The sequence below is a fragment of the Paracoccus sp. TOH genome (genome assembly GCF_030388245.1).
In the GTDB taxonomy this organism is placed as follows: Bacteria; Pseudomonadota; Alphaproteobacteria; order Rhodobacterales; family Rhodobacteraceae; genus Paracoccus; species Paracoccus simplex.
Map to the genome: position 1 here is coordinate 1,127,645 of NZ_CP098360.1, position 26,757 is coordinate 1,154,401.

The 26,757-nt window shown below is 70.7% G+C and carries 26 protein-coding genes; 15 read left to right on the forward strand and 11 right to left on the reverse strand.

The genetic code is table 11. The annotated features are described in order from the left end of the window. Nucleotides 1-5 precede the first annotated feature (5 nt). Nucleotides 6-251, forward strand: coding sequence for a phosphopantetheine-binding protein (locus tag NBE95_RS05595; RefSeq protein WP_289892935.1), 246 nt, complete (start codon nucleotides 6-8; stop codon nucleotides 249-251). Here the strand turns inward: NBE95_RS05595 and NBE95_RS05600 are convergent. Genes NBE95_RS05600 through NBE95_RS05610 form a run of 3 tightly spaced genes read right to left on the reverse strand, consistent with a single transcriptional unit; the run spans nucleotide 248 to nucleotide 2,831 of the window. Next, nucleotides 248-1,018, reverse strand: a complete 771-nt coding sequence (locus NBE95_RS05600) for an SDR family oxidoreductase (protein WP_289892936.1) — start codon at nucleotides 1,016-1,018, stop codon at nucleotides 248-250. The two genes, NBE95_RS05595 and NBE95_RS05600, sit on opposite strands and share 4 nt — an antisense overlap. Continuing rightward, the gene (locus NBE95_RS05605) at nucleotides 1,009-1,662 is read right to left on the reverse strand and encodes an isochorismatase family protein (RefSeq protein ID WP_289892937.1); all 654 of its coding nucleotides are present in this window, start codon (nucleotides 1,660-1,662) and stop codon (nucleotides 1,009-1,011) included. The genes NBE95_RS05600 and NBE95_RS05605 overlap by 10 nt, the downstream gene beginning before the upstream one ends. Then, nucleotides 1,662-2,831 (reverse strand): isochorismate synthase, encoded by a 1,170-nt coding sequence (locus tag NBE95_RS05610; RefSeq protein ID WP_289892938.1) that lies wholly within the window; start codon nucleotides 2,829-2,831, stop codon nucleotides 1,662-1,664. The genes NBE95_RS05605 and NBE95_RS05610 overlap by 1 nt, the downstream gene beginning before the upstream one ends. 421 nt (nucleotides 2,832-3,252) lie before the next feature. On the opposite strand from NBE95_RS05610, the gene NBE95_RS05615 reads away from it, so the two are divergent. Both NBE95_RS05615 and NBE95_RS05620 read left to right on the forward strand, forming a co-directional pair. Beyond that, a complete protein-coding gene (locus NBE95_RS05615) occupies nucleotides 3,253-4,215 on the forward strand; it encodes a diacylglycerol kinase family protein (RefSeq protein ID WP_289892939.1) in 963 nt (320 codons plus the stop codon). Next, nucleotides 4,212-5,000, forward strand: coding sequence for a metallophosphoesterase (locus NBE95_RS05620; RefSeq protein WP_289892940.1), 789 nt, complete (start codon nucleotides 4,212-4,214; stop codon nucleotides 4,998-5,000). Before NBE95_RS05615 ends, NBE95_RS05620 begins: the two co-directional genes overlap by 4 nt. A 91-nt stretch (nucleotides 5,001-5,091) precedes the next feature. On the opposite strand, the gene NBE95_RS05625 is transcribed toward NBE95_RS05620, so the two are convergent. Continuing rightward, nucleotides 5,092-5,886 carry a VOC family protein gene (locus tag NBE95_RS05625; protein WP_289892941.1) on the reverse strand — a complete coding sequence of 265 codons (795 nt, stop codon included), beginning with the start codon at nucleotides 5,884-5,886 and terminating at the stop codon, nucleotides 5,092-5,094. Between the two features lie 165 nt (nucleotides 5,887-6,051). On the opposite strand from NBE95_RS05625, the gene NBE95_RS05630 reads away from it, so the two are divergent. Then, a complete protein-coding gene (locus NBE95_RS05630) occupies nucleotides 6,052-7,254 on the forward strand; it encodes a class I SAM-dependent RNA methyltransferase (protein ID WP_289892942.1) in 1,203 nt (400 codons plus the stop codon). Between the two features lie 100 nt (nucleotides 7,255-7,354). Beyond that, nucleotides 7,355-8,104 carry an SDR family NAD(P)-dependent oxidoreductase gene (locus NBE95_RS05635; protein WP_289892943.1) on the forward strand — a complete coding sequence of 250 codons (750 nt, stop codon included), beginning with the start codon at nucleotides 7,355-7,357 and terminating at the stop codon, nucleotides 8,102-8,104. Nucleotides 8,105-8,107: 3 nt separating this feature from the next. On the opposite strand, the gene NBE95_RS05640 is transcribed toward NBE95_RS05635, so the two are convergent. Both NBE95_RS05640 and ribA read right to left on the reverse strand, forming a co-directional pair. Further along, on the reverse strand, nucleotides 8,108-8,644 hold the full coding sequence (locus tag NBE95_RS05640) for a L,D-transpeptidase family protein (protein ID WP_289892944.1): 537 nt from the start codon (nucleotides 8,642-8,644) through the stop codon (nucleotides 8,108-8,110). Further along, nucleotides 8,641-9,702, reverse strand: coding sequence for a GTP cyclohydrolase II (gene ribA, locus NBE95_RS05645; RefSeq protein ID WP_289892945.1), 1,062 nt, complete (start codon nucleotides 9,700-9,702; stop codon nucleotides 8,641-8,643). The genes NBE95_RS05640 and ribA overlap by 4 nt, the downstream gene beginning before the upstream one ends. 133 nt (nucleotides 9,703-9,835) lie before the next feature. Between ribA and NBE95_RS05650 the strand changes: the two genes are divergently transcribed. The 5 genes from NBE95_RS05650 to NBE95_RS05670 all read left to right on the forward strand — a co-directional run bounded on the left by NBE95_RS05650 (nucleotide 9,836) and on the right by NBE95_RS05670 (nucleotide 13,405). Next, nucleotides 9,836-10,522, forward strand: a complete 687-nt coding sequence (locus tag NBE95_RS05650; protein ID WP_019352522.1) for a response regulator transcription factor — start codon at nucleotides 9,836-9,838, stop codon at nucleotides 10,520-10,522. 249 nt (nucleotides 10,523-10,771) lie between these two features. Further along, entirely contained in the window at nucleotides 10,772-11,557 is a 786-nt protein-coding gene (locus NBE95_RS05655) for an exodeoxyribonuclease III (RefSeq protein WP_289892946.1), read from the forward strand. A 108-nt stretch (nucleotides 11,558-11,665) separates the two neighbouring features. After that, entirely contained in the window at nucleotides 11,666-12,577 is a 912-nt protein-coding gene (gene trxA, locus NBE95_RS05660) for a thioredoxin (protein WP_289892947.1), read from the forward strand. 1 nt (nucleotide 12,578) lies between these two features. Further along, nucleotides 12,579-13,217: an LON peptidase substrate-binding domain-containing protein gene (locus tag NBE95_RS05665; RefSeq protein ID WP_289892948.1), complete on the forward strand. Its 639-nt coding sequence runs from the start codon at nucleotides 12,579-12,581 to the stop codon at nucleotides 13,215-13,217. Then, on the forward strand, nucleotides 13,214-13,405 hold the full coding sequence (locus tag NBE95_RS05670) for a Trm112 family protein (protein WP_019353171.1): 192 nt from the start codon (nucleotides 13,214-13,216) through the stop codon (nucleotides 13,403-13,405). The genes NBE95_RS05665 and NBE95_RS05670 overlap by 4 nt, the downstream gene beginning before the upstream one ends. Nucleotides 13,406-13,460: 55 nt before the next feature. Here NBE95_RS05670 and NBE95_RS05675 read toward each other — a convergent pair whose 3' ends face one another. From NBE95_RS05675 to NBE95_RS05695, 5 genes are all read right to left on the reverse strand, one after another. After that, a complete protein-coding gene (locus tag NBE95_RS05675; RefSeq protein WP_289892949.1) occupies nucleotides 13,461-13,790 on the reverse strand; it encodes a DUF779 domain-containing protein in 330 nt (109 codons plus the stop codon). A gap of 67 nt (nucleotides 13,791-13,857) precedes the next feature. Next, a complete protein-coding gene (gene adh / locus NBE95_RS05680) occupies nucleotides 13,858-15,384 on the reverse strand; it encodes an aldehyde dehydrogenase (protein ID WP_289892950.1) in 1,527 nt (508 codons plus the stop codon). 107 nt (nucleotides 15,385-15,491) lie between these two features. After that, on the reverse strand, nucleotides 15,492-16,493 hold the full coding sequence (locus tag NBE95_RS05685) for a helix-turn-helix domain-containing protein (RefSeq protein WP_289892951.1): 1,002 nt from the start codon (nucleotides 16,491-16,493) through the stop codon (nucleotides 15,492-15,494). A 122-nt stretch (nucleotides 16,494-16,615) separates the two neighbouring features. Next, entirely contained in the window at nucleotides 16,616-22,132 is a 5,517-nt protein-coding gene (locus NBE95_RS05690) for an alpha-2-macroglobulin family protein (RefSeq protein WP_289892952.1), read from the reverse strand. A gap of 60 nt (nucleotides 22,133-22,192) precedes the next feature. Beyond that, nucleotides 22,193-23,251, reverse strand: coding sequence for a quinoprotein relay system zinc metallohydrolase 2 (locus NBE95_RS05695; RefSeq protein ID WP_289892953.1), 1,059 nt, complete (start codon nucleotides 23,249-23,251; stop codon nucleotides 22,193-22,195). Between the two features lie 141 nt (nucleotides 23,252-23,392). Here NBE95_RS05695 and pqqA point away from each other — a divergent pair, with 141 nt between their 5' ends. From pqqA to pqqE, 5 genes are all read left to right on the forward strand, one after another. Further along, a complete protein-coding gene (gene pqqA, locus NBE95_RS05700; protein WP_019353469.1) occupies nucleotides 23,393-23,485 on the forward strand; it encodes a pyrroloquinoline quinone precursor peptide PqqA in 93 nt (30 codons plus the stop codon). A 66-nt stretch (nucleotides 23,486-23,551) separates the two neighbouring features. Next, entirely contained in the window at nucleotides 23,552-24,442 is an 891-nt protein-coding gene (pqqB, locus tag NBE95_RS05705) for a pyrroloquinoline quinone biosynthesis protein PqqB (protein ID WP_289892954.1), read from the forward strand. Then, nucleotides 24,439-25,263, forward strand: coding sequence for a pyrroloquinoline-quinone synthase PqqC (gene pqqC / locus NBE95_RS05710; protein ID WP_289892955.1), 825 nt, complete (start codon nucleotides 24,439-24,441; stop codon nucleotides 25,261-25,263). The genes pqqB and pqqC overlap by 4 nt, the downstream gene beginning before the upstream one ends. Beyond that, complete coding sequence (gene pqqD / locus NBE95_RS05715) at nucleotides 25,260-25,583, forward strand: pyrroloquinoline quinone biosynthesis peptide chaperone PqqD (RefSeq protein ID WP_289892956.1); 324 nt, start codon at nucleotides 25,260-25,262, stop codon at nucleotides 25,581-25,583. The genes pqqC and pqqD overlap by 4 nt, the downstream gene beginning before the upstream one ends. Before the next feature lie 86 nt (nucleotides 25,584-25,669). Then, complete coding sequence (gene pqqE, locus NBE95_RS05720) at nucleotides 25,670-26,746, forward strand: pyrroloquinoline quinone biosynthesis protein PqqE (protein ID WP_289894843.1); 1,077 nt, start codon at nucleotides 25,670-25,672, stop codon at nucleotides 26,744-26,746. Nucleotides 26,747-26,757: the final 11 nt, after the last annotated feature.

Genomic DNA, 26,757 nt, shown 5'->3' on the forward strand with positions numbered 1-26,757 from the left:
GACGAATGATGGATAGTGCCGAAAAGACCGATCTCAGCCCCGAATGGCTGGCCGCGCGGGTCCAGACGATGATCGAGGACGAATGCGAGATCGAACCGGCCGAGAACCTGGTCCTGTACGGGCTCGATTCGATCGCGGTGATGACCTTTTCATCCGAGCTGAAGCAAATGGGCGTCGAGGCCAGTTTCGAGGAACTGGCGCGCGAGCCGACGCTGGACAACTGGTGGGCGCTGATCGCGTCCCGGATCTAGGCGCGCAGCGTCGCGCCGCCATCGACATACAGGTCGGCCATGGTGACATGGCCCGCCTGCTCGGACAGCATGAACATCACCGCGCCGGCGATGTCCTCGGGCGTCGCCAGCTTCTTCAGCGGGATGCCGGTGCGATAGGCCTCCAGGCTGCCCTCGATCACCGCGCGCTCGCCGGCGCCGCCGTCCTCGGTCCACATGCCGGTTTGCATCGGCGTCAGGGTCGAGCCCGGCGCGACGATGTTGCAGCGCACGCCCTGCGCCGCCAGTTCCAGCCCCAGGCAGCGGATCAGCATGGTCGCCGCCGCCTTCGAGGCGGCATAGGCCCCCATGTTCAGGCGCGGAATCCCCGCCGCGTTCGAGCTGACCGCGACGATCGAGCCGCCGCCGTTGCGCACCATGGCGCGGCCGAAGGCGCGGGTGACGTTGAAGCTGCCCGTGGCATTGACGCCGATCACCCGCTCCCATTCCTCGGGCGCCAGGTCCAGCAGCGGCCCGACGGCCAGCACCCCGGCCGCATGGACGCCCAGCCCCAGCGGACCATGCGCGGCCTCGACCTCGGCCACCAGCGCCTCGGTGGCGGCGCCGTCGCGCACGTCCAGCGCCCGGTTCTCGGCGCCCGCGACCGGGTTCGCGGCCAGCGCGGTCTCGGTATCGGTGGCGACGACCTTCGCCCCCGCCTCCAGCAGCGCGGCAACCACGGCCCGGCCGATGCCGCCGGCCGCGCCGGTGACGATGGCGGTCTTGCCCTGAAATCCGGTCAGGCGCATGACTTCACCTCTGCTTGCAGCGCGGTCAGTGCCTGCCGGGTGGACAGGGCCACGCCGCAGGTGGCGGCGATCCAGGCCATGGCCATGTCCTGCTTCTCGCGCGAGAAATCGGCTTGCGCATCGGCCACGGCAAAGGCCTCGATGTCGCGCTGGAACGCCTCGACGGCGGTGGCGAGGCAGCCGATATGGGCATAGACGCCGCAGATCATCAGCTGGTCGCGGCCACGCGCCCGCATCAGATGGTCCAGGTTCGAGCGCTGGAAGGCGCTGTAGCGATGCTTGACCAGCACGATGTCGCCCGCGGCCGGGGCCAGCGCCGGCAGGATCTCCTCGTGCTCGGGGACGGCGCTCATGCCCGGCCCCCACAGGTCGGCCTGCAGGCCGCGATCCGGGCGGAACTGGTCGCCCCGCTGCGCGGTGTAGAACACCGGCACGCCCGCCGCCCGCGCCGCCTGGATCAGCCGCGCGATATTGTCGACCACCGGCGCCAGCGGCGCGCCCTCGGGATAGGGGCGGCAGAAATAGCGCTGCATGTCATGGATCAGCAGCGCCAGCCGGTCGCGGTCGGGCTGCCAGGGACCGCGCGCCTTGGGCAGCTCGGCCTCGGTCGGGGGGGCATAGGGGGCGATGCCGGGCAGGGCCATCAGTTCTCTCCGTCCTTGCGCGCCACCCCGGCCAGGCCCGCATCCTGCGGCAGGCCCAGTGCGGCCAGGAAAGCGCCGAATTTCGCGCCGGTCTCGGCGGCCTCGGCCATCGGGTCCGAGCCGGGAACGATCCCCGCCCCGGCATAAAGCCGCGCCTGCCGGCCGCTGATCTCGGCGCAGCGGATGGCGACATACCAGGCGCCGTCGCCCCGGGCGTCGCACCAGCCGACCGCCCCGGCATAGAAGTCCCGGGCCACGGGTTCAAGCTCGCCGATCAGCCGCGCCGCGCGCGCCATCGGCACGCCGCAGACCGCCGGCGTCGGATGCAGCGCCGAGGCCAGCACGACCGAGGGCGTGTCCGCGTCGCGCAGCCGCCCCTCGATGCGGGTGCCCAGGTGCCACATGCTGCGGGTCGAGGCGATGCAGGTGCCCTCGGGGCAGCTCAGCGCGCGGCACCAGGGCGCCAGCGTGTCAAGGATGGATTCCACCACCAGCGCATGTTCGCGGTGGTCCTTGCCGGAATTGGACAGCGCCTCGGCCGCGGCGCGGTCGGCCACCGGATCGGCCAGCCGCCGCGCCGAACCCGCCAGCGGATGCGAGACGATGCGCTTGCCGGTCTTTTCCACCAGCAGCTCCGGCGTGGCCCCGCACAGCATCCGGCCCTGCGGATGCGCCGGACCCGAGGGCAGGGCGACGCGAAAGGCGGTGACGGTGCGGTCGGCATGCAGCCGCGACATCAGCGCCTCGACCGGGATGGGCGCGGTCGATTCGACCAGCAGGCTGCGGGCCAGCACGATCTTTTCCAGCGCGTCCTGCCGGCCGGATTCCTCATACATGACCGCCAGCGCCCGGGCCACGGCGCGGGCATAGTCGCCGGCCTGCGGTTCGGGCGTCAGCCGCCAGTCCTGCAGGGGCAGGCCCGCGGGGGCGATGCCGTTCGGGGCCGGGGCCGGGGCCGGCTGGCCGTCGCATTGCCACAGGCAGTCCTCAGCCGCCCGGTCGAAGGGCAGGGCGCCGCCGATCACCCCCTCTGCCGGGATCGAGGCCAAGGCCCCGGTCACCCGTGCGTCCAGCGTCGCGGCATTGCCCGGCGGCAGGCGCCGGGCGGCGCCGCGGCCAAGCACGCGCCCCGACGGACCTTCGAAACCGAACAGGACTGGATCAGGCACAAGCGACGCCGTCTTCTTGGGCGCGTCGGACAGGCGGATGTTCATCATGCATCTCGTTTCAAAGGATTTCGTCCCCAATCAGGGCGGGGGCGCGCGGCCGGATGGGCGCGGGCGACGCAGTCATGGCCCATGCTGCGGTCGGGTCTTCGGGGCAGAATTTCTCCCGCTTTGGGTTCAGGCAGTGGCCGTTTCGGGTGGCGAGCCGCCGCTGGCCCGGAACGGCGCGGCTGGCCGGGACCGGATGACCAGCACCCCGCCCCTCGGCTTCCCGCGCGCAATCTGGCAAAGCCGCCGGCCAAAGGCAAGTAAAAAGATCAGGATTATCCGGCAGGGGCGAAAAGCCGCAACCGCCCGTCAAGACCGTCGGGAACCGGCCGCCCCCGCGCCGTGTTCCGGCAGGCAACCGCGATGAGGCCAGAATATGACAGAACAGCGCGATCCGCCCGCCGGGGCGGCGTTTTCCCTTGCCACGGCGCGGGTCTGCACGATCGTCAACATGGGCTCGGGCCGCAAGCAGGGCCGCGACATCGCCGGCGAACTGCGCAAGGCGCTGCAGGGGCGGGTGGCCGCGCTGGAGATCCGCGGCACCGAGGCGGGCTCGGACCTGCCCGCCATGGCCCGACAGGCGGTCGCGCAGGGCTTCGACCTGATCGTCGCGGCCGGCGGCGACGGCACCCAGGCGGCGGTGGCCAGCGCCGTGGCCGGCACGGACAGCGCCATGGCGGTGATCCCCGGCGGCACCTTCAACTATTTCGCCCGCGATCTCGGCTCGGGCGAGACGGTCGAGGAGGCGCTGAAGGTCTTCGAGTCCCCCCGGATCCGCGCCGTCGACATCGGCGAGATGAACGGCACGATCTTTCTCAACAATGTCAGCTTCGGCGCCTATCCGGAAATCCTGAAACGGCGCGAGAATATCTACCGGCGCTGGGGCCGGTCGCGGGTGGCGGCCTATTGGTCGGCGCTGGTGGCGCTCTGGACGCTGCGCCGGCCGCTGCGGCTGACGGTGCGCGCCAGGGGGCGGGAACAGCGCTTCACCACCGCGCTCGCCTTTGTGGCGAAAAGCGCCTACCAGCTCGACATGTTCGGGCTCGAGGGCGCCGATTGCGTGCGCCAGGGCCAGTTGGCGCTGCTGGTGGCGCGGGCCCGACGCCCGACGCCGCTGGTGCGCTCGGCGCTGCGGCTGGCCATGGGCAAGACGGCGCGCTATGCCGATTTCGACCTGATCTGCGCCGAATCCTTCGAGATCGAGACCGTGCCGCGCCATGAATATGTCGCCCATGACGGCGAAAAGACCTGGATGGATTCGCCCTTTGCCATCCGGGTGCGCAAGGGGGCGCTGAAGGTGCTCGTGCCGGCCGGCAGCGGCGGGCGGGACGCGGCATGACGCGCATCCTGCATCTCTCGGACCTGCATTTCGGCTATGAGCGCGCTTCGCTGATCGAACCGCTGCTGGACCTGGTGAATGCCGCCCGCGCCGATCTGGTCGTGGTGACGGGCGACCTGACCCATCGCGGCCGCTCGGCGCAATTCGCCCGGGCGGCGGCCTTCCTGCGCCGGATCGAGGCGCCGCTGATCGCGGTGCCGGGCAATCACGACATCCCGCTCTACAAGCTCTCGGACCGCATGATGCAGCCCTATGTCCGCTGGCGCCGCGCCATCGCCGAAACGCTCGAGCCGGTCGGCCATGTCGGCGCGGTGCGGGTGCAGGGGCTGAACAGCGTCGATCCCATGGCTTGGCAGCGCGGCATCATCACCCCGGCGCAGGTGGCGCGAGTGATCGCCGGGCTGGACCCGTCCTGCACCAACATCGTCGCCCTGCACCACCCGCTGCAGCAACGCCCGCAGGTGGACAAGGCGCTGATGAAGGGCGCCGCATCGGCCCTGACGCGCTTCGAGACCGACGGCGTGCAGCTGGTGCTGAGCGGCCACCTGCACCTGTGGTCGATCGGCGCCTTTCTGGGCGAAACCGGCCGCCCGGTCCTGCAGGTGCAGGCGGGCACCGCGCTTTGCGCTCGGCCGGACGACCGGCAGAACGAATTCGCGGTGCTGGATTTCCGCGGCCCGGACCTGATCGTCGAACGCCATGTCGCGCCGATGGACGAGCCCGGCTTCCGCCCGCGGCAAGAGCTGCGCTTCGCCCGGCGGCACGGCCTTTGGCGCCCGGCCTGATTTCACCGTTTCCAAATACCCCGGGGGAACGCCTTTCCGGCCCCGTCGCGGGGCCGGAAAGGCGTGGGGGCAGAGCCCCCCGGCCCCCGGCTCAACCCTTCGGTTCGACGCGCAGCTTCGTGCCCCAGGGATCGCTGAACTCCACCGCCCCCAGCGCCGCCAGCGCATCGGCATCGGCCACCAGAACCACCTCGGCCAGCCCGGCCGCATCGGCGCTGCGCGGCCCCGCGCCGCGGCTGTTCCAGATGTTTCCCGCCAGGTGATGGTGATAGCCGCCGGTGGCGAAGAAGCTGGCGCCGAACATATGGGCGCTGCGATCCATGCCAAGCCGGTTCATGTAGAATGCCTCGGCCTCGGCGACATTGCCGACCTGCAGGTGGACATGGCCGACCACGCTGCCCGCGGGTGCGCCGGCCCAGGGCGCATCCGCCGCATCCAGCAGGCCCTGCAGGTTCAGCGCGATGCTGTCCATCCGCACCGCGCGGCCATCGGTCTGCCAGGCCGAGCGGGGCCGGTCGGCATAGATCTCGATGCCGTTGCCCTCGGGGTCGCGCAGATAAAGCGCCTCGCTGACCAGGTGGTCCGAGGCGCCGTCCAGGCCGATCTGCCGGTCGGCGGCATGGCGCAGCCAGCGCCCCAGCGCCGCGCGGTCGGGCAGCAGGAAGGCGGTGTGGAACAACCCGGCCTCGCGCGGGCGATGGCGGGCGGCGCGGTCGCGGCGCAGCGCCAGCAGCGGCAGGTCGCCGGCGCCCAGCACCAGCTCCTCGCCGCCACCCGCAAGCCGTTCGAGGCCGATGGCGGAACGATAGAAATCCCCCACCTTGTCCAGGTCGTTGACGATCAGCGCAACCCGGCCGATCTGGATGGGGGCATCGCTGCTGGCCATGATGGTCTCCTTGTTCCCGAAGGACTCTCCGTTGCCGCCAAGATAGGCGCGGCCGGCATGGCTGGAAATGGCGCCAGTCGGGGAACACTGTCGCCGGAAAGGGGATGATTGCCTTCGCCTGCGCCACGGCGCATGATGCGGGACCCTTTCGCCTGCCGGAACCCGATGAAACCCCGCACCGCCCAGACCCCGCCCAGCAAGACCCCGCCCAGCAGAACCCCGCCCCGGCCGCAGCCCGAGGCCGCGCCGCTGGCCGCCGATCCGGGGCGGATGGAGATCTTCCTGGTCGCCACCCCGGGCCTCGAGCAGCCGCTGGCCGAGGAGGCGCGCGCGCTTGGCTACGACGCGCAGCCGCAGCCCGGCGGTGTCAGCTTCACCGGCGGCTGGCCCGATGTCTGGCGGGCCAATCTGGACATCCGCGGCGCGACCCGGGTGCTGGCCCGCATCGGCGCCTTTCGCGCCATGCACCCGGCGCAGCTCGACAAGCGGGCGCGCCGCTTTCCCTGGGCGGACTGGCTGCGCCCGGACGTGCCGATCCGCATCGAGGCCAGCAGCCGCAAGTCGCGCATCTATCACGCCGGCGCCATCACCCAGCGCATCGAGGCCGCGATCCGCGACAGCATCGGCGCCCCGGTCGCCGAGGACGCGCCGGTCACGCTGAAGATCCGCCTGGAAGACGACCTTTGCACCATCAGCCTGGACACATCCGGCGAGTCGCTGCACCGGCGCGGCCACAAGCAGGCGGTCGGCAAGGCGCCGATGCGCGAGACCATGGCGGCGATGTTCCTGCGCCAATGCGGCTTCGACGGGCGCGAGCCGGTGCTGGACCCGATGTGCGGCTCGGGCACCTTCGTCATCGAGGCGGCCGAGATCGCGGCGGGCCTGCGTCCCGGCCGGATGCGGCATTTCGCCTTCGAGCAGCTTCCGGGCTTCGACGCGCCGGCATGGGAGACGATGCGCGCCGCCCCCGCCATCCCGCCGGCACCGGCCGCGATCCGCTATCACGGCAGCGACCGCGACCCCGGCGCCATCCGCATGAGCCGCGAGAATGCCGAGCGCGCCGGGTTGGAAAGCTGGACCCGCTTCGAGAACCGCCCGATCGGCGAGCTGGAACGGCCCGAGGGACCGCCGGGCCTTGTCATCGTCAACCCGCCCTATGGCGCGCGCATCGGCAACAAGGGGCCGCTGTTCGGTTTGCATGCGGCGCTGGGCGAGGCGCTGCGCGAGCGTTTCCGCGGCTGGCGCGTCGGGCTGGTGACCAGCGAGGCGCCGCTGGCCCGCGCCACCGGCCTGCCGTTTCGCGAACCGGGCCCCTATGTCGCGCATGGCGGGCTGAAGATCCGGCTGTGGCAGACCGGGCCGCTGTGACCGGGGCATCCCGGCCGGCGGCGCGGCATTGATACGATCGGCCGCAGGGACGTGATCCCCGCAGGTGCTATGATGCCCCGGAACCGCGCAGGAGGGTCGCATGGACATTCGTTTCGACAACAGGATCGCGCTGGTGACCGGCGCCGGCTCGGGGCTGGGCGAGGCGATCGCGCTGGAGCTTGCCGCTTCGGGCGCCACGGTGGTGGCCGCCGACCTGCATGAGGAAACCGCCCGCGCCACCGCCGCCCGGATCGTCGCGGCCGGCGGCCGGGCCGAGGCGGTGGCGGGCGACGTCTCGGACCCCGAGCAGGTGCAGAAGGCGGTCGAGGTCGCCAAGCGGTTGGGCGGGTTGCATCTGCTGGTGAACAATGCCGGCATCGGCGGCCCCAGCGCGCCGGTCGGGGACTATCCGCTGGACGGCTGGCGAAGGGTCATCGACGTGAACCTGAACGCGGTCTTCTACGGCATGCGCTACGGCATCCCGGCCATGCTGGACGCCGGCGGCGGGGCGATCGTGAACATGGCCTCGATCCTCGGCTCGGTCGGCTTCGACGGGGCGGCGGCCTATGTCTCGGCCAAGCATGCGGTGGTGGGCATGACCAGGAACGCGGCGCTGGAATATGCGCAGAAGGGCATCCGGGTGAACTCGGTCGGCCCGGCCTTCATCGACACGCCTTTGCTCGACCAGCTGGACAGCGACACCAAGAAGGCGCTGGTCGGCCGGCACCCCATCGGCCGGCTGGGCCGGGCGGATGAGGTGGCGGGGCTGGTCGTCTTCCTGCTGTCGGACCGCGCCAGCTTCATCACCGGCAGCTATCACCTGGTGGACGGCGGCTATACGGCGCTGTGACGCTCAGTCCTTGCCGTGCCGGCTGGCGGGCCTGCGCGCCGGCCAGCGCGGCAGGGCGGGAATCTCCAGCACATCGCCCGGCGCGATGGCGGAAGCCAGGCGGATCAGGTCGCGCCGCGCCATGGCGATGCAGCCGGCGGTCGGAAAACCGGGCCGGCGCCATTGGTGCAGGAAGATGGCGGACCCCGCGCCGGGCCGGGCCTGCGGCCAGTTCCAGTCCGTCACCAGCACGATGTCGTAAAGCGGATCGGCCCGCCGCATCGCCTCGTGGCTGGGGCCGAAGGGCGCGCGCACCGGCTGGTTATAGGCCGGATGGCCCGAGGCGTCGCACCACAGGTCGCCCGGCAGGATCGGCCGCGCCCAGCCGCTGGGCCGCGCCAGCCGATCCGGACGATAGAGCAACCCGACGATGCGGTGCCGGCCGACCGGGGTCGCGCCGTCGCCTTCGGCCTTGTCGGCCCGGATGCCGCCGCGCCCGACCGCGCAGGGGATAAGCCGCGACCCCGCCCGCAGCCCCATCGGGGTCAAGAGCAGCCTCACAGCAGATGGCCCGATTTCGCGGCCTTCACGTCCAGATAGCCGGTATTGTGGCGGTTGCGCGGGGTGATCAGCGGCACGCGTTCGGCCACGCGGATGCCGTGGCCCTCCAGCATCGCCACTTTCTTGGGATTGTTGGTCATCAGCCGCACCGCGTCGAAGCCCATCTTCTTCAGGATGCCGGCGCCGATGCGGAAATCGCGCTCGTCATCCTCGAAGCCCAGCCGGTGATTGGCCTCGACCGTGTCGAAGCCCTGGTTCTGCAGCGCATAGGCGCGCATCTTGTTGGCCAGGCCGATGCCGCGCCCCTCCTGGTTCAGATACAGCAGCACGCCTTCTCCCGCCTGGCCCATGGCGGCCAGCGCGGCATGCAGCTGCGGGCCGCAATCGCATTTCAGGCTGCCCAGCACGTCGCCGGTGAAGCAGGCCGAATGCAGCCGCGCCAGCACCGGCGCCGCGCGCGAGGGGGCGCCGATCTCGACCGCGTAATGCTCGGCCTCGCCGGTATCGGGGCGGAAGATGTGCAGCTTGGCATTCTCGGCCGCCAGCAGCGGCAGGCGCGCGGCGGCGACCGGGGCCATCGCGGCTTCGGCCGCCATCTGCGCCAAGGCTGGGCCGGGCGAAAGCCGCGTCAGCCCCTCGGGCGGCGCGGCCACGGGCACCACCAGCACCGCAGGCAGCAGCTGCGCCGATTTCGCCAGGGCGATGCCGGCGCGATGCGCGTCCACATCGCCGCCGCGCGGGCTGCGGAACGGCCCCTTCATCGGCGTCATCAGGTCGCCGGCCGGATCGGCCACGGCGCGCAGCCAGGCCAGATCGGCATCGCCCGGCACCGCGACGCGCGCCAGGTCGCGGTCATAGACCCGGACCTTCAGCGTCTCGGCCCGCGGCTCGGTGATCGCCAGCACGGCGGGGCCGAGGGCGCGCATGGCGTCCAGCCTGTCGGCGCGCAGCGTCTCGACCGCCGCGACCAGCTGGCCGCCGATGACCACGGGCAAGCCCATGCGCAGGTCGGCGCGGGCGCGCGACAGGGTCTCGGTCAGGGTGGGGATCAGGGTCATCGGGCCAGTGCGGTTGAAACAATCTGAAACATAGGGCGGATTTCCGACAACTCCATGTGAGAATTGCTGCAAACCGCTGGACGCCTGCCGCGCCGCGCCACAGTTTTCCGCCATATCGCCAAAGGAGGCAAGAATGGCCGGACTGAAAAAGATCCTGCTCGTCGACGACGAGGAAGACCTGCGCGAGGCGTTGGCCGAGCAATTGGTGGCCACCGAGGATTTCGAGGTGTTCGAGGCCGGCTCGGGCCACGAGGCGGTCGAGAAGAGCAAGGGCGCCATCTTCGATCTGGTGGTGCTGGATGTGGGCCTGCCCGACACCGACGGGCGCGAGCTGTGCAAGCGGCTGCGCAAGCAGGGCGTCAAATGCCCCATCGTCATGCTGACCGGGCACGATACCGATGCCGATACCATCCTGGGCCTGGATTCGGGCGCGAACGACTACATCACCAAGCCGTTCAAGTTCCCGGTGCTGCTGGCGCGGCTGCGCGCCCAGCTGCGCACGCACGAGCAGTCCGAGGACGCGATCTTCCAGCTTGGCCCCTATACGTTCAAGCCGGCGATGAAGATGCTGATCGACGCCAAGGAGCGCAAGATCCGGCTGACGGAAAAGGAAACCAATATCCTGAAATTCCTGTATCGCGCCCAGGACGGGGTGGTGCCGCGCGACGTGCTGCTGCACGAGGTCTGGGGCTACAATGCCGGCGTGACCACGCATACGCTGGAAACGCATATCTACCGCCTGCGCCAGAAGATCGAGCCCGATCCCTCGAACGCGCGGCTGCTGGTGACGGAATCCGGCGGCTATCGTCTCGTGGCCTGATCGATGTTCACCGGCGGAACCGGCGCCCGACTTGCGGGTTCTGCCTGCGAAGCCCGGTGGTCGGAGGATGCGGCCACATGATGACCCGGCCCCGGCCTGCCCGGCGGCCGGGTTTTCTTTCGGCGCGGTCCCGCGGGGGCGCTTCGCCCCCCGCACCCCCAGAGGGTATTTGCGAAACGGTGAGGCGGGGTCCGGCGGTGGACAAGGCCGCTTCGCGCCCCTAGGGTCCGTCCCCGAAAGGAAGCTGCCATGTTCACCATCGCCACCTGGAACATCAACTCGGTCCGCCTGCGCGAGGCGCTGGTCGCCCGCTTCCTGACCGAGGAGGCGCCGGACATCCTGTGCCTGCAGGAGACCAAGAGCCCGGTCGAGAAGATCCCGCTGGAGGCGTTCCGGGCGCTGGGCTACCGGCATTTCGTGGCGCGCGGGCAAAAGGGCTACAACGGCGTCGCCATCCTGTCGAAGCTGCCGATCGAGGATGCGGGCGACCGCGATTATGCCGGGCTTGGTCATGCCCGCCATGTCGCCGCCCGGCTGGAGAACGGCGTCACCATCCACAACTTCTACGTGCCGGCGGGCGGCGACATTCCCGACCGCGAGCAAAACCTGAAATTCGGCCAGAAACTGGATTTCCTGACCGAGATGCGCGACGCCTTCCACGCCGACAAGCCCGCGCGCTCGATCATGGTGGGCGATCTGAACATCGCCCCGCGCGAGGACGATGTCTGGTCGCACAAGCAATTGCTGAAGATCGTCAGCCACACGCCGATCGAGATCGAGCATCTGGGGGCGGCACAGGATGCCGGCAGCTGGGTGGACATCACCCGCAAGGACATTCCCCAGGGCCTGCTTTACAGCTGGTGGAGCTATCGGGCGCGCGACTGGGACGCCGCCGACAAGGGCCGGCGGCTGGATCACATCTGGGCCACGCCCGACATCGCCAATGCCGGGCATGGCAGCCGCATCCTGCGGCCGCTGCGCGGCTGGCAGCAGCCCAGCGACCATGTGCCGGTGCTGGCCAGCTTTGATCTCTGATCCTGCGCTGCGGCGCTTTGCCGCAGTGCCCCGCACGGCCGGCCCAATCTTGCATCGCGCCGGTCGCTGCGCCATCTAGGGGGCAACCCTGTCGCATGAGGATACCCGATGCTCGAGCTTGGCTCCGCCCCCAAAGATGCCGCCCCCGCCGATATCATCAAGGACGTGACCGAGGCGACCTTCATGGCCGATGTGGTCGATGCCTCGATGACGGTGCCGGTCATTGTCGATTTCTGGGCGCCCTGGTGCGGCCCCTGCAAGACGCTTGGCCCGCAGCTCGAGGCCGAGGTCGCCCGCCACAAGGGCCGTGTCCGCATGGCCAAGGTCAATGTGGACGAGAACCAGATGATCGCCGCGCAATTGCGCGTGCAGTCGATCCCGACGGTCTATGCCTTCTTCCAGGGTCAGCCGGTCGACGCCTTCCAGGGCGCGATCCCGCAAAGCCAGATCAAGCAGTTCGTCGAGAAGCTGGCGGCGATGGGCGGCGATGACGGCGGCCTGGCCGAGGCGCTGGACGCGGCCGAGGCGATGATCGCCGAGGGTGCGCCCGAGGATGCGGCCGAGACCTTTGCCGCGATCCTCGAGGAAGAACCCGAGAACGCCGCCGCCTGGGGCGGGCTGGTCCGGGCCCATCTGGCCGCCGGCCATGCCGACCGCGCCGAGGAGGCCCTGGCGCAGGTGCCCGCCGCCATCGCCAATGCCGCGCCCATCGAGGCTGCCCGCGCCCAGCTGCAGCTGGCGCGGCAGGCCGCCGAGGCCGGGCCGCTGGACGAGCTGCGCCAGAAGGTCGAGGCCGACCCGGCCGACCAGCAGGCGCGCTTCGACTATGCCACGGCGCTGCATGCCGCCGGTCAGGTCGAGGAGGCGATCGACCAGCTTCTGGAATCCTTCCGCCGCGACCGCGACTGGAACGACGGCGCCGCCAAGGCGCAGCTGCTGACCATCTTCGACGCCCTGAAGCCCACCGATCCGCTGGCGCAGAAGGGCCGGCGCCGGCTGTCCTCGCTGATCTTCGCCTGATATGGCCCGCGGCATCGACCTGCCCGAGACCGTCCCGCTGTTCCCGCTGCCGGGCGCGGTGCTGATGCCGCGCACCCGCCTGCCGCTGCAGATCTTCGAGCCGCGCTACCTGCAGATGGTCGAGGACGTGCTGAAGACCCCCTCGCGGCTGATCGGCATGATCCAGCCGGCCGAAGGTGGGCTGGACGCGCTGGCCCAGGTCGGCTGTGCCGGACGCATCGTGGCTTTTTCCGAACTGGACGACGGTCGGCTGATGATCTCGTTGAAGGCGCGCTCGCGCTTCCGGCTGAACGAGGTGCAGCCCGGCTTCACCCCCTATCTGCGCGGCCAGGTGGACTGGCGCGGCTACGAACCGGACCTGGCCGTCCAGCCCGAGGAGGATCCGCGCTTCGACCGCCCCGGTTTCATGGCGCGGCTTGGCCGCTACATGGAGCAGCGCGGCCTGTCGACCGACTGGGACGCCGCCGAGGCGTCCGAGGAGGAGACGCTGATCAATTCGCTGTCCATGCTGCTGCCCTTCGCGCCCGAGGAAAAGCAGGCGCTGCTGGAGGCGCGGACCCTGTCCGAACGCCGCGTCCTGCTGGACGGGCTGCTGGAATACGCCCTGCATGGCGGCGACAACGAGGAGACGATCCAGTGACCGACACGACCGAACGCGGCTATGACCGCCACATGCTCGAGGCGCTGGTCTGTCCGGTGACCCATGCCACCCTGCGCTATGACGCCCAGGCGCAGGAACTGATCTCGGACGCCGCGGGGCTGGCCTTTCCGATCCGCGACGGCATCCCGATCATGCTGCTGGACGAGGCGCGCCAGATCCGCGCCTGAGGAAAAAAGCGCGGGCGCGCGGGTGCCTTGGGGGAGGACGCGCGCCCGCCGGCGGTCAGATCCGGCAGATATCCGACCGAACCAGGAACCGTTTCTCGCGGCCATTGTCGAGGCTGAACATGCCGCCCCGTCCCGGCACCACGTCGATGGTCAGCCGCGTGTGCTTCCAGGTGTCATACTGGCTGGCCGAGATATAGAACGGCATGCCGCCGATCTCGCCCAGCTTCACGTCGCGCTCGCCGACGCGGAAATCGCCCTGCGGGTAGCACATGGGCGAGGAGCCGTCGCAGCAGCCGCCGGACTGGTGGAACAGCACCGGCCCGTGATCGGCGACGATTTCGGCCAGAAACTCCAGCGCGGCGGGGGTGGCGGTGACCCGGTCCATGATGCCCTTCCCTTTGCCAAATACCCGCGCCGAAGGCAGCGGCCCCGCGGGGGGGCCGCCGCCCCTGTCAGAAGAAGCCCAGCTTCTTCGGCGAATAGCTGACCAGCATGTTCTTGGTTTGCTGATAGTGGTCCAGCATCATCTTGTGATTCTCGCGGCCGACGCCCGACTGCTTGTAGCCGCCGAAGGCCGCATGGGCCGGATAGGCGTGATAGCAGTTGGTCCAGACCCGCCCGGCCTTGATGCCGCGGCCCATCTGGTAGCAGATGTTGGCGTCGCGCGACCACACCCCGGCGCCCAGGCCGTAAAGCGTGTCATTGGCGATTTCCAGCGCCTCGGCCTGGTCCTTGAAGGTGGTGACCGAGACCACCGGGCCGAAGATCTCTTCCTGGAAGATCCGCATCTTGTTGTGACCGCGGAAGATCGTCGGCTCGATGTAGAAGCCGCCCGACAGCTCGCCGCCCAGATCGGCCGCCTTGCCGCCGGTCAGCACCTCGGCGCCTTCCTTGCGGCCGATGTCGAGATAGCTCAGGATCTTCTCTTTCTGCTCGCTCGAGGCCTGGGCGCCGATCATGGTGGCGGCGTCGCGCGGGTCGCCCTGGGTGATCGCCTGCACGCGCTTGACCGCGCGTTCCATGAAGCGATCGTAGATCGATTCCTGGATCAGCACGCGCGACGGGCAGGTGCAGACCTCGCCCTGGTTCAGCGCGAACATCGCGAAGCCTTCCAGTGCCTTGTCGAAGAAGTCGTCGTCTTCGCGCGCCACGTCGGCGAAGAAGACGTTCGGGGACTTGCCGCCCAGTTCCAGCGTCACCGGGATCAGGTTCTCGGCGGCATATTGCATGATCAGCCGGCCGGTGGTGGTCTCGCCGGTGAAGGCGATCTTGGCGATGCGCGGGTTCGAGGCCAGCGGCTTGCCGGCTTCCAGACCGAAGCCGTTGACGACGTTCAGCACGCCCGGCGGCAGCAGGTCGCCGATCAGGCTGATCCAGACCATGATGCTGGCCGGGGTCTGCTCGGCCGGCTTGAGCACCACGCAGTTGCCGGCGGCCAGTGCCGGGGCAAGCTTCCAGCAGGCCATCAGCAGCGGGAAGTTCCAGGGGATGATCTGGCCCACCACGCCCAGCGGCTCGTGGAAGTGATAGGCGATGGTGGTCGAGTCGATTTCCGAGATCGAGCCTTCCTGCGCCCGCAGCACGCCGGCGAAATAGCGGAAATGGTCGATGGCCAGCGGCACATCCGCGGCCATGGTCTCGCGGATCGGCTTGCCGTTGTCCCAGGTCTCGGCGGTGGCGAGCAGCTCCAGGTTCTGCTCCATGCGGTCGGCGATGCGCAGCAGGATGTTGCTGCGTTCGGTCGGGGCGGTATGGGCCCACTTGTCCTTGGCGGCATGGGCGGCGTCCAGCGCCAATTCGATGTCGTCGGCGTTCGAGCGGGCGATCTCGCCGATCTCGGCGCCGGTGATCGGGGTGGTGTTCGTGAAATACTTGCCGGATTTCGGCGCGACCCACTCGCCGCCGATATAGTTGTCGTAGCGCTTGGCGAAAGGCATCACGTTGACGCCCTTGAAGTCATGCGTCTGGTCGTTCGGCATGGTTTCCTCCTGTCCTGACCGGCTCCTCCTGCCGGTTCATCCAGAAGGTTGGGACGGGCGCGGCCGCAAATCAACGCGCCCCCCCATGCCGCAGCGCGGAATGTGTTTCAGCCCCGAGACAGTCTGCCCGGATTTTCCGAAATCCCCAGCCGCTGCATGCGGCGATAGAGCGTGGCGCGCCCGACACCCAGCGCCCGGGCGGCGGCCGAGACATTGCCCTCGGCCCGCGCCAGGGCGCGAATCACCGCGGCGCGCTCGGCCTTCTCGAAGCCGGTGGTGTCGTCGTCGCGGCCCAGCAGGTCCGAGGCGGGCCGGGGCCGCAGCTGGCCCTCCTTCTCCAGCCCGAAGGCGCGGCGGGCGGCGCGGTTGGCGCCGATGGCCAGGTCGTCCTTGTCCACCGCGATCAGCAGTCCCGCCTCGTCCGAGCCGGGCGCCTGGGCGGTGATGATGCGCGCGCCGGGGAAGGAAACCCGGAAGAATGCCGCCTCGATGGCCCGGGCGCTGTGCGCGACCTGCGCCGCGATCAGCGCGTTCAGCCGCTCGGTATGGTCGGCGCGGGCGGAACTGACGTCCAGCGCCGCGATCAGCCGGCCGTCCGGGCCCCAGATCGGCGCGTCCATGCAGGACAGCCCGGTATTGCTGGCATAGAAATGCTCGTCGCGATGGATGGTGACCTGCCGCCCCTCGGCCAGGCAGGTGCCGATGCCGTTGGTGCCCTGCACCTCCTCGGACCAGTCCATGCCGCGCCACAGCCCCCAGTCGCGGAAGGTGGCGGCGTCGCCCTCGCTGACCCGGTGTTCCAGCACGATGCCCTCGGGATCGGTCAGCAGCAGGTTGCAGCCGGTCGGGCAAACCAGCTGGAACAGCTGGTCGAGCTGCGGCCGGGCGACGGCGATGAAGCGGTCCATGCGCTCGATGCGCAGGGCCAGTTCGCGTTCGGTCAGCCGGTGCTGCACGGGCGGGCGCGCGGGGTCCAGCCCGTGCTTGACCATCGAGCGGCGCCAGCTTGCGGCAAGCCGGGTGACGGCGCCGGGCGATTGCGAAGCCTGGGCCACGCGATCCTCGTGACGCGTCGCGGGCGGCGTCGTCGTCGGGCGGGTCTCGGGCAAGGCGTCCTCCCCTTCCTTACGCGATGGCGAGGATTATTGCCCGGCAAGGCCGATGGGGCAAGCAATGCTTTCGTCAGGGCGCCGCGGCGGCTTCCCGGCCCATGCGGGCCGGCGGCTCTTGGTCAGGGCGCGACGGTCACGGTGCCGCCATCCGACCAGGCGCGGAACTCGGGGCGATACATGTCCTCGACGCTGGCGGCCGGGTGGCGGAACTGGCCCGGCGTCACGGCGCGGACGATATAGACCAGTCGGAACCTTTCGGCCGAGGTACAGGTCAGCGCCGCCGCGAAACGGTCGGCGCGGAACTCGGTCATCTCGGCCGAGGTCTCGCCCTCCAGCCAGTCCAGCGCCGAGACGTCGCCGGCGCGCAGCAGGTTCGGGTTGTCGATCTCCCATCCCGCCGGCAGCGGGTCGGCGATGACCAGCCGGCCGCCGCCCTCGGCTTGCGGCGAGATCTCCAGTTCGACCACCATGCGCGTGCCTTGCGGCAGGTTCTCGGGGTCCAGCGCCTCGCCCTCGATGCTGTAATAGCGCCGGGCGATGCCATAGCCCTTGCCGCCCGCCGCGACCTGCCCGGCGGGCTTGCCGGTCGCGGTCAGCGTCACCTCCAGCGCGCGGTCGCCGGTATTGGCAAGGCTGGCCCCGGCGTCGGGCAGGCTGGCGATCGGCTGGGTCAGCGCCACGCCGTTCAGCGTCGCCGGCGGGGTCGAGCGCGACAGCGACTGCGCCGCCATCACCGTCCAGACCGATTCCTGGGTGGACAGGCTGCGGCCGTCCTGCTCGGCCCGCGCGATGCGTTCGGCGATCTGGCTGGTCAGGTCGGTCTCGTCCACGGCCTGGGTCTTTGCCTCGGCCGCCAGCGCCAGCAGCGCGGTGGCGTCGCGCAGCCTGGTGCCGTAATCGGCGCGGAAGGCGTGGGGTTCGGGCGCGCCGAGGTTCAGCAGGTTGCGTCCTTGGGTGAACATGCGGTCCGCGCGGCCCTGGTCGCCATAGGAGGCCAGCGCCGCCCCCAGGTTGGCCGCCGCCATCGGCGTCGAGAACGACCCGGCGGCGGTATCGGCGTAATAGCGCAGGTCGCCCACGGTGGCGGCGCGTTCACGGGCCAGAACCGCCAGCGCATAGGCCAGCGCCGCGTTTTCCTCGGCCGAGGCGGCGCCGGGTTCGGTGGCGTAATTGGCGCGGTTCCTCAGGTTGTCGATGGCCAGCCGGAAGCCGGTATCGGGCACCTGATAGCCCGCCGCCCGGGCCCGCGACAGGAAGTCGGTGACATAGGCCTCCAGCCACAGGTCGCCCGAATCGGCAGACCACAGGCCGAAGCCGCCATTGCTGCCCTGCCGGGTCAGGATCTGGGTGATCGCCTTCCGCACCTGCTCGGCCGTGTCGCCGCCCTCGCCGCCCTCGACTCCTTCCAGCGCCGCAAGGCTGGGCAGGTAAAGCAGCGGCATGGCCCCCGAGGTCAGTTGCTCGGTGCAGCCATAGGGATAGCGCGAGAGCCGGGCCAGCGCCCCCGCCACGTCCAGCCGCGCATAGGGCCCGACCGCCGCGGTCAGCAGCGCGCCGGGCAACATGCCTTCGGTCAGGCTCGGCGGCACAGAGATGCTCTGCCCCCGCTCGACCACGATGCGGTCCTGGCGCTGGATGTCGGCCTCGTTCAGCGCCACCGGGATGGCGATGTCCTTGGTCAGCGCCTCGCCGCCCGGCGTGGTCAGGGTCAGGCGCAGGTTCGCCAGCCCCTCGGCATCGCCGGCCGTCACCGGCATCTGCACCTGCGCCTCGGCCTTCTCGGCCAGGGTCACGCTGTCCGTGGGCAGGCTGGTGGTCAGCGGCGCGTCGCCGCCGACCTGCTGGACGGCCAGCCGCATCTCGCCTGCCGGACCCGAGGCATGGGTCAGCCGCAGCCCGACCTGCGCCCGGTCCCCGGGTGCCAGGAAGGCGGGGGCGGTCACGGTCATCACCACCGGGTCGCGCACCAGGACCGAGGCATCGGCCTGGCCCACGCCCCTGGCCGACCAGACCACGGCCATCACCCGCACCTCGCCGTTGAAATCGTCCACCGGCACCTCGATGGTGGCGGTGCCGTCCGCGCCGACGGTCAGCGGACCGGAAAACCAGCTCATCAGCTTTTCGGTCGGCGGCGGCGCCTCGGCATTGCCGGCAAGGCTGGCGTCGCCGCCCTCGCGCAGCGCGCCGTCGGGGGCGCCGGTGGGCAGGATCAGCCGGCCGTAAAGGTCGCGCAGCGCCACGCCCAGCCGGCGCTGACCGAAATAATGCTGCGACGGGTTCGGCGGCTGGAAGCGGGTCAGGTTCAGGATGCCCTGATCGACGGCGGCGACGGTGGCCTGCACCGTCTCGCCGGCCGCGGCGCCCTCGACCTTCAGCGTCACCGGAATCATGCCGCGCGGGCGGGTCTCGGCCGGAGCCTCGATGCTGGCGGCAAGCCTGCGGTCGCCGGGATCGACGGCGGCATGGGCCAGACCCAGCGCCCGGACCGGCTGGCGGTCGCCGGGCCGCGCCTCGGCCAGCGGGCGGATGGCGCTGACGGTGACATAGACGCCGGCGCCCCAATCGTCGGTCACCGGCAGGTCCAGGCTGTTCTCGCCCGCCTTCAGCGCCACGGTCTGCATCGAGACCAGCCGGTTCGACAGCACCGAGACCAGGCCCAGCCCCTCGCTGGCCGCCTCGACCCGGACGCGGGCGACGTCACCGCTGCGATAGGCGGGCTTGTCCAGCACCACCTGCAGCCGGTCGGGCGTCTCGGTGCCCGCATTCGCCACCGCGCCCCAGCCGGCATAGAACTGCGTCGAGCTTTGCCCGCCCTGGCCGGATGCCGGCTCGGCCACCAGCTCATACTGGCCCCATTCGACCGGGGCGGCGATCTCGGCCGGGGCCTCGCCCGGCTCGGCCACGCCCTCGGTGATGCGGGTGCGGCTGGTGATCACCTCCCAGTTCCATTGACCGCCCAGCGAATACCATTGGTAATCGGTGTCGATGCGGTTCAGCACCCAGCGCACGGGCTCCGAGGCCGGCTTCAGGTCCGGGCCGACCGCGACCAGCGCGAAACGCGCCTCGGCGTTTTCGGACACGGTGTCGCCCTCGAACAGCGGGCGGATGCCGACGACCGGCGCCTCGGGCATGACCACGCGCGATTCGCTGCGCTCGACCGGCCGGCCGGCGCCTTCGCGGATGTCCAGCACCACCTCGGCCGCGACCGGGCGGGGGCCGAGCTGGCCGGCCGGCGGCAGTTCGATCTGCGTCTGGTAATGGCCCTGCGCATCGGTGGTGCCCGGCGGCAGGCTGTCGGTCACCGGCGAGCTGTCGTCATCCTCGCGCCCGAAGACATAGCCGTCGAAGCCTTTCAGGCTGCGGGTGGGGGACAGGCGCAGCTGCCCCTCGACCGGCAGGTTGGCGGCCGGGGCGCCGAACAGCCAATGCGCGGCAAGCGAAAGCTCCAGCGTGCCGCCGGCGCGGGCCGGGCCTTCGGGCAGACGCGGGGTAAAGTCTATGCGCTCGGGCAGGAAATCCTCGACCAGCATCCGCGCCGTGGCCAGCGCCGGGCCGTCCGCCTCGGTGCGCAGTTCCATCCGCCAGGTGCCGCGCGGGGCGTTGCCGGGGATCGGCCAGGCCACCGTGGCGCCGCCGGCGCCGGCATCCCGCGCCGGCAGGCGCGTCGCCTCGACCCCGTCGGGACGCAGGATCACCGCGGTCAGCGGCAGGGTCTCCAACGCCCGGGCCTCGGCATTGCGGGCCAGCACGGTGGCGTTCACCGTCTCGCCGACGCGATAGGCGCCGCGGTCGGTGGTCAGGAACAGGTCGATGGGCGGGGCAGGGGGCTGGCCCTCGACCCCGCGGTCGGAAAGGTCGAATTCCGGGTCCGACAGCGACAGGAAGGCCATGTCGCGGGGCGCGCGCTCGGCGCCCTCGCCCTGCCAGTCGGTCACCGTGACCAGCGCCGGCGCGGCGCCATCCTTGCCCATGGACAGGCCCGGCGCGAAATGCGCCACTCCCTCTGCGTCGGTCCGGGCCTTGGCCAGCACCTCGTTCGAGCGGCTGACCAGCGCCACCTCGGCCCCGGCCTTGGCCGAGGTGTCGGCCAGGCTGCGCACCGCCACGGTCAGCCCGTCGGCGCCCGAGAAGGTGGAGATCCCGAAATCCGAGAGCACGAACCATTGCGTGGCCAGCCCGGTGTCCTGGACGTTCTCGTTCTCGATCCCGGCCTCGACGATATAGATGCCGGGTTCCAGCGGGCCGGCTTCGGCGGGGATGGCAAGGCTGGTGGTCAGCTCCTGGTTCAGGCTCTCCTGTCCCATGGGCTTGGCGACCTGCGCCGTGCCCTTCCAGACCTCGCGCGCCATGCGGTCGCTGAAGTAATCCGCCTGCCAACTGTCCAGCGGCGTCGCGAACATGTCCTCGGCCATGGCGCGGATCAGGTTGCGGTCGGAAATCCGCAAGAGCCGCAGGCTGATGGTGTCGGCATTGACCGTGACCATCGACAGCCGCTGGTCGCCCGAGGCGGGCAGCACATAGGCGCGGCCGGGAAAGCGGACCGAGGGCGCGCGGTCGCGGACATAGCCCTTGACCGTCACGTCGCGGGCCAGCACCTCGCCATCGGCGGCGGGCAGGCCGGCGCGCAGGGTCAGCTCGACCTCTTGCCCATGCGTCAGGCCGGCGACGCAAAGCCGTTCGCCATCCGCCTCGACCGTCAGGTCGCGGCCGGGCAGGCGCAGGAATGGCGCGTAATCGGTGCCCGAGGACAGTTCGCGCGACAGGATGGCGCAGAAGCGCGGCGTCTTGCCCTCGGCTTCGACCTGGGTGTCGGTGACGCGCAGCCCGTTGCGGGCCTGCGATTCCGTCAGCGCCGAGGCGATCTCGGGATCGGCGGGCGACAGCCTCGCCGCCAGCCGCAGCGCCGCCAGCGCGTCGTGGCCGCGGTCCAGCCGCTCCCATGCCATGGCGAGCCAGGACAGCGCCCGGGCGGCCACCGCATCCTCGGCGCCGCGCAGATAGCCGTTGATCGCCATCGAGGCGATGGCCGCCGAGGCCTCGCGGTCGCCCTGGTCGCTGGTGTAGAGCGTCAGCCGCGCCAAGTTGGTCCAGTCGGCCGCGCGGTCGTAGCGCGCCGCCTCGGCGGCGGTGATGCGCGCCGCCAGCGCCAGGTCGCCGCCCCGTTCGGCCTGCTGGGCGCTGCCCTGGGCATATTCGGCCAGCGGCGGGTGCAGCGCCGGAAAGCTGCGGGCCAGGGATCGCGCGGCGCCCAGATCCTGCGCGCCGATGACGGGCGCGGCGCCGGCGCGGGATTCGGCGCGCAGCCGCTCCTCGGCCGTGGCGGCGACGACATGGCCCGACAGCGCACCGGCAAAGCCGGCCGCGGCGCCGGTGCCCTCGCCCTTGGGGAAGCAGGCGCGGGCGCGTTCGTTATAGGTCAGCGCCGTGCAGGCATCGTTGCCCAGGCAGGCCTGCACGCAGGCTTGCAGCGTGGTGTCGAAGATCGGACCCAGATCGCCGCCCGGCAGGTCGGTATCGGCCTGCAGGGACAGCCGCCGCTCGGGCAGGGGGGCATCATCCTGCGCATGGGCCGTGCCCGCCAGCAGCAGCCCGCCAAGGACCGCCGCGATGAAACCGTGCCGGGCAAGACGTGCCATGACCATCCCCATTCCTTTGCGCTCGGCATAGTTGTGGCACCGGGGCGCGGGCGAGGCAATCTATTCCCATTCCAGTTCGGCAAAGGCCGTGGCGGCATTCCGGGCGGTGACGGCCTGGAAATCCGCCCATCCCTCCGAGACCGGCTTCATCGCCAGGCTGATCGCCGGAATGGCCCGCGACAGCGCCAGGCCGTGGCGCAACGCCTCGCGCGTGGCGTCGCGCAAGGCGGTCAGATAGTGGCGCTCGGGCGTCACCGCCGCGTCCCAGCCTTCCACCGCCGGGCCATGGCCCGGCACGATCAGCGTCGGCGGCGGATCGGGGGGCCGGCCGATCCAGTCGAGCCAGCCGGCCAGCGAGCCGTCCAGCGACGGCGTCAGCCCCTGGAAGACCAGATCGCCGGTGAACAGCGTGCCGGTTTCCTCGTCCAGGACCGTCATGTCGTTGTCGGTATGGGCCGGCGGCACCGGCGTCAGCCGCAGGCTGCGGTCGCCCAGCGAGATGGTCTCGGGCGCGGTGACCTTGTGGTCCACGGCGGCGATGCGGGTGCCGGCGAAATTCGCCGCCCCGATCTGGCGCGGGACCGAGATCATCCAGCTTTCCGCCCGCCGCGCCACCGCTTCGGGCAGGCGGGCATCGGCGACGATGGTGGCGCCGGCCTCGGAGAAGACCTCGGCGCCCAGGATGTGGTCGGGATGCATGTGGGTCAGGATGACGTGGCTGACCGGCCTGTCGGTCAGCTGCCGGATGGCGGCGTAAAGCGCCTCGCCCTCGGCCCGGCTGCCGCCGGCGTCGATCACCGCCACCGTCTCGCCGATGACGAAGGACAGGTTGGCGATGCGGCCGCGGTTCTGCGGCGACAGCGCCGCCATGGCGCCCTGGTGGAGGTGGATGCCCTCGGCCACCTCCTGCATGGTCAGGGCGGGCAGTTCCGCGGTCTCGACGCAGCGGGTGCCGCCGCCATCGGCCAGGTCGGGATGCCGGGCCAGCCAGTCGCGGGCGATGGGCTCGGCGCGCAACTGGCAATCCTCGCGCGTCGCCGCCTCGCCGGCCGGCAGCAGCCGCGATTCGCAGCTGCCCGGCTGGGCGGCAAGGCAGGCGGCCAGGACCAGATGGAACATCCGTTTTCCTTTCGGGATCCAAGGTTAGCACAGCCCCCGTCGGCTGGCCATCTACGACCTTTGGCGTGTTGACTGGCGACCGCGGTGGCCTAGCATCGACTTGTCCGCACCCGAAGCGGCAACCTGGAGGAGGAGAACCATATGGCCTGGACAAAACCCGCGCTGAAGGAAATCGCCTGCGGCATGGAAATCAACATGTATGCCCCGGCCGAGGACGAGCCGGTCCTGTTCTAAACCGTTCTGGCGATGTCCGGGCCCGGTCCCTGCTTGCCGGGGGCCGGGCCTGCCGGACCCCTGACCATGCGTATCGTGATTCTCGGCAGCGGCGCAGGCGGTGGTGTGCCGCAGTGGAACTGCGGTTGCCGCAACTGCGATGCCGCGCGCAATGGGCGCATTCCCGCGATGAGCCAAAGCGGGATCGCCATATCCGCCAATGGCCGGGACTGGGCGCTGATCAATGCCTCGCCCGACCTGCGCCAGCAGCTGGCCGCGACGCCGGCGCTGCGGCCCGAGGGGCTGCGCGGCTCTCCGATCCGGTCGGTGCTGGTGACGAATGGCGACATCGACCATGTCGCCGGCCTGCTGACCCTGCGCGAAGGGCAGGGTTTCGACCTGTTCGCGACCCCGGCCATTCATGCCGTGCTGGCCGGCAATCCGATGCTGTCGGCGCTGGCCCCCGGCCTGGTGCCGCGGCGCGAGGTGACGCTGGACCGCGCTTTCGCCCTGGCGCCGGGCCTGACCGCCACGCTGTTCGCGGTGCCCGGCAAGGTGCCGCTGTATCTGGAGGGCGAGCGGGTCGAGACCGGGCTGATGGGCGAGCAGACCGTCGGTGTCGAACTGGCCGCCAATGGCCGGCGGGCGTTCTACATCCCCGGCTGCGCCTCGGTTCCGGACTGGCTTTGCGACCGCATCGCAGGCGCGGATGCGCTGCTGTTCGACGGCACGCTTTGGACCGATGACGAGATGGTCCGCGCCGGGCTGGGCGCCAAGACCGGGCGGCGCATGGGCCATGTGCCGGTATCGGGTCCGGGCGGCAGCCTGGACGGGCTGCGCCAGGTGGCCTTGGGCGCCCGCATCTATGTGCATCTGAACAATTCGAACCCGCTGGTCGATCCCGCCAGCCCCGAGCGCGCGCAGGCGCAGGCGGCTGGCTGGCAGATCGGCCATGACGGTATGGAGATCGCGCCATGAAACTTGCCGACCACCGCGCCCAGACCCGCGCCGAGTTCCACGAGCGCCTGAAGCGCATCGGCGCCGAGCGCTATCACGACCGTCACCCGTTCCACAAACGCCTGCATGGCGGGCAGTGCACGCCGGACGAGGTGCGGGCCTGGGTCATCAACCGCTGGCATTACCAGTCGCGCATCCCGATGAAGGACGCGGCCTTCCTGTCGCGGCTGGACGACCCGCAGCTGCGCCGCATCTGGCGCCACCGGATCGAGGATCACGACGGCGGCGTCGATCAGGGCGGCGGCATCCGGCGCTGGCTGGCACTGGCCCGCGCCGTGGGCCTCGATCCCGATTACGTCGCCGGCGGCGCGGGGGTGATGCCGGCGACGCGCTTCGCCGTCGATGCCTATGTCCGCTTCGTGCGCGACATGCCCTTGCTGGATGCCGTGGCCGCCAGCCTGACCGAGATGTTCGCGCCCAAGATCCATGCCGAGCGCATCGAGGGGCTGCTGAAGCATTACGATTTCGCCGACGAGACCAGCCTGGCCTATTTCCGCAACCGGCTGACCGAGGCGCCGAAGGATGTCGAGTTCGGCCTGACCTATGTGCTGGACCATGCCGACACGCTGGAAAAGCAGGACGCGGCGGCGGCGGCGCTGATCTTCAAGACCGATGTGCTTTGGGCGCAGCTCGACGCGCTGTGGCACGGCTATGTCGAGGGGCGGCTTCCCCCCGGCGCCTGGCGGTCGGGCGAAGGGCTGCTGGACTCGGCCATTCCCGAGCCGGCGCCCGATGCCGCTTCCGCTTCCGGCCCGGCCCCCAATGCGGCTGCGGTCCCATGACCGGGGGGCGCATCAGCGGCGCCTGCGTGCCCTATCTGCCGCGCGGCGTGCGGCTGCATGACGACCGCGTGCGCGGCATCCGCGTGCTTCTGGCGCCGGAACGGGCCATGCAGCTGGACGCGGTCGGCGATGCGATCCTGTCCGAGCTGGACGGGGAACGCAGCCTGGCCGAGGTCATCCTGAACCTGTGCGGGCGCTATGCCACCCCCGCCGAGCAGATCGAGGGCGACGTGCACGATTTCATCCGCGGCCTGGTGGACCGGCGCATGGTCTTCCTGGCCTGCGCCGAGGGCAGCGACGAGCGGGAGGACGCGGCATGATGGATGCGCCAGCCCCCCGCGAACCCGCCCCCGGCGAACCCGTCCCCCGCGACATCGACGGCAATCCGGTCCGGCCCGGCCTGCCGATGGCGATGCTGGCCGAGCTGACGCATCGCTGCCCGCTGGCCTGTCCCTATTGCTCGAATCCCGTCGAACTGACCCGGGCCCAGGCCGAGCTGACGGCGGCGGAATGGGCGGATGTCTTCCGCCAGGCCGCCGATCTGGGGGTGCTGCAGGTGCATCTGTCCGGCGGCGAGCCGGCCTCGCGCCGCGACCTGACCGAGATCGCGGTCTCGGCCCGCGACGCCGGGCTTTACGTCAACCTGATCACTTCGGGCATCGGCCTGACCGAGGCGCGGCTGCGCGAGCTGGACGGGATCGTCGATCACATCCAGCTGTCGCTGCAGGGCATCGACGCCGCCATGGCCGATTGGATCAGCGGCTATGGCGGCAGCTTTTCCCGCAAGATGCAGGTGGCGGACTGGGTGCGCGCCATCGGCTTTCCGCTGACCCTGAACGCGGTGGTGCATCGCCAGAACCTGGACCGCCTGCCCGAGATGATCGACCTGGCCGAGCGGCTGGGCTGTCGCCGGATCGAGGTGGCGACGGTGCAATTCCACGGCTGGGCCGAACTGAACCGCCGGCCCTTGATGCCGACCATGGCCCAGGCCGCCCGGGCGCGCGAGGTGGTGAATGCGGCGCGCGAGCGGCTGCGCGGCCGCATGGTCATCGACTATGTCCCGGCCGACCATCACGCCGCCTATCCGAAAAGCTGCATGGGCGGCTGGGGCTCGACCGGCCTCAACATCGCGCCAGACGGCACGGTGCTGCCCTGTCATGCCGCCCAGACCATCAAGGAACTGCATTTCGACAACATCCGCGAGGTGCGGCTTGCGCGCATCTGGCATCACGGCGACGCCTTCAACGCCTTTCGCGGCACCGCCTGGATGCCCGAGCCTTGCCAGTCCTGCGAGCGGCGCGACCTGGATTTCGGCGGCTGCCGCTGCCAAGCCATGGTCATGGCGGGGACGGCGCGGGCCACCGATCCGGTCTGCTCGCGCTCGCCCTTCAACGCCCGGCTGCGGGCCGAGGCCGAGGCGGATGCCGCCAGCGACGATACCGCGCTGGTCTATCGCCGCATGGCGAAGGAGAAACGGATATGAGACATTCGTTG

Coding starts and splice junctions, on each gene's coding strand:
- NBE95_RS05600 (WP_289892936.1), bottom strand. CDS start 1,018: ATGCGCCTGACCGGATTTCAGGGCAAGACCGCCATCGTCACCGGCGCG.
- pqqC (WP_289892955.1), top strand. CDS start 24,439: ATGAAACTTGCCGACCACCGCGCCCAGACCCGCGCCGAGTTCCACGAG.
- NBE95_RS05595 (WP_289892935.1), top strand. CDS start 6: ATGATGGATAGTGCCGAAAAGACCGATCTCAGCCCCGAATGGCTGGCC.
- pqqA (WP_019353469.1), top strand. CDS start 23,393: ATGGCCTGGACAAAACCCGCGCTGAAGGAAATCGCCTGCGGCATGGAA.
- NBE95_RS05625 (WP_289892941.1), bottom strand. CDS start 5,886: ATGGCCAGCAGCGATGCCCCCATCCAGATCGGCCGGGTTGCGCTGATC.
- NBE95_RS05650 (WP_019352522.1), top strand. CDS start 9,836: ATGGCCGGACTGAAAAAGATCCTGCTCGTCGACGACGAGGAAGACCTG.
- pqqE (WP_289894843.1), top strand. CDS start 25,670: ATGGCGATGCTGGCCGAGCTGACGCATCGCTGCCCGCTGGCCTGTCCC.
- NBE95_RS05655 (WP_289892946.1), top strand. CDS start 10,772: ATGTTCACCATCGCCACCTGGAACATCAACTCGGTCCGCCTGCGCGAG.
- adh (WP_289892950.1), bottom strand. CDS start 15,384: ATGCCGAACGACCAGACGCATGACTTCAAGGGCGTCAACGTGATGCCT.
- NBE95_RS05615 (WP_289892939.1), top strand. CDS start 3,253: ATGACAGAACAGCGCGATCCGCCCGCCGGGGCGGCGTTTTCCCTTGCC.
- NBE95_RS05665 (WP_289892948.1), top strand. CDS start 12,579: ATGGCCCGCGGCATCGACCTGCCCGAGACCGTCCCGCTGTTCCCGCTG.
- pqqD (WP_289892956.1), top strand. CDS start 25,260: ATGACCGGGGGGCGCATCAGCGGCGCCTGCGTGCCCTATCTGCCGCGC.
- NBE95_RS05675 (WP_289892949.1), bottom strand. CDS start 13,790: ATGGACCGGGTCACCGCCACCCCCGCCGCGCTGGAGTTTCTGGCCGAA.
- NBE95_RS05690 (WP_289892952.1), bottom strand. CDS start 22,132: ATGGCACGTCTTGCCCGGCACGGTTTCATCGCGGCGGTCCTTGGCGGG.
- NBE95_RS05620 (WP_289892940.1), top strand. CDS start 4,212: ATGACGCGCATCCTGCATCTCTCGGACCTGCATTTCGGCTATGAGCGC.
- trxA (WP_289892947.1), top strand. CDS start 11,666: ATGCTCGAGCTTGGCTCCGCCCCCAAAGATGCCGCCCCCGCCGATATC.
- pqqB (WP_289892954.1), top strand. CDS start 23,552: ATGCGTATCGTGATTCTCGGCAGCGGCGCAGGCGGTGGTGTGCCGCAG.
- NBE95_RS05635 (WP_289892943.1), top strand. CDS start 7,355: ATGGACATTCGTTTCGACAACAGGATCGCGCTGGTGACCGGCGCCGGC.
- NBE95_RS05605 (WP_289892937.1), bottom strand. CDS start 1,662: ATGGCCCTGCCCGGCATCGCCCCCTATGCCCCCCCGACCGAGGCCGAG.
- ribA (WP_289892945.1), bottom strand. CDS start 9,702: ATGACCCTGATCCCCACCCTGACCGAGACCCTGTCGCGCGCCCGCGCC.
- NBE95_RS05695 (WP_289892953.1), bottom strand. CDS start 23,251: ATGTTCCATCTGGTCCTGGCCGCCTGCCTTGCCGCCCAGCCGGGCAGC.
- NBE95_RS05630 (WP_289892942.1), top strand. CDS start 6,052: ATGAAACCCCGCACCGCCCAGACCCCGCCCAGCAAGACCCCGCCCAGC.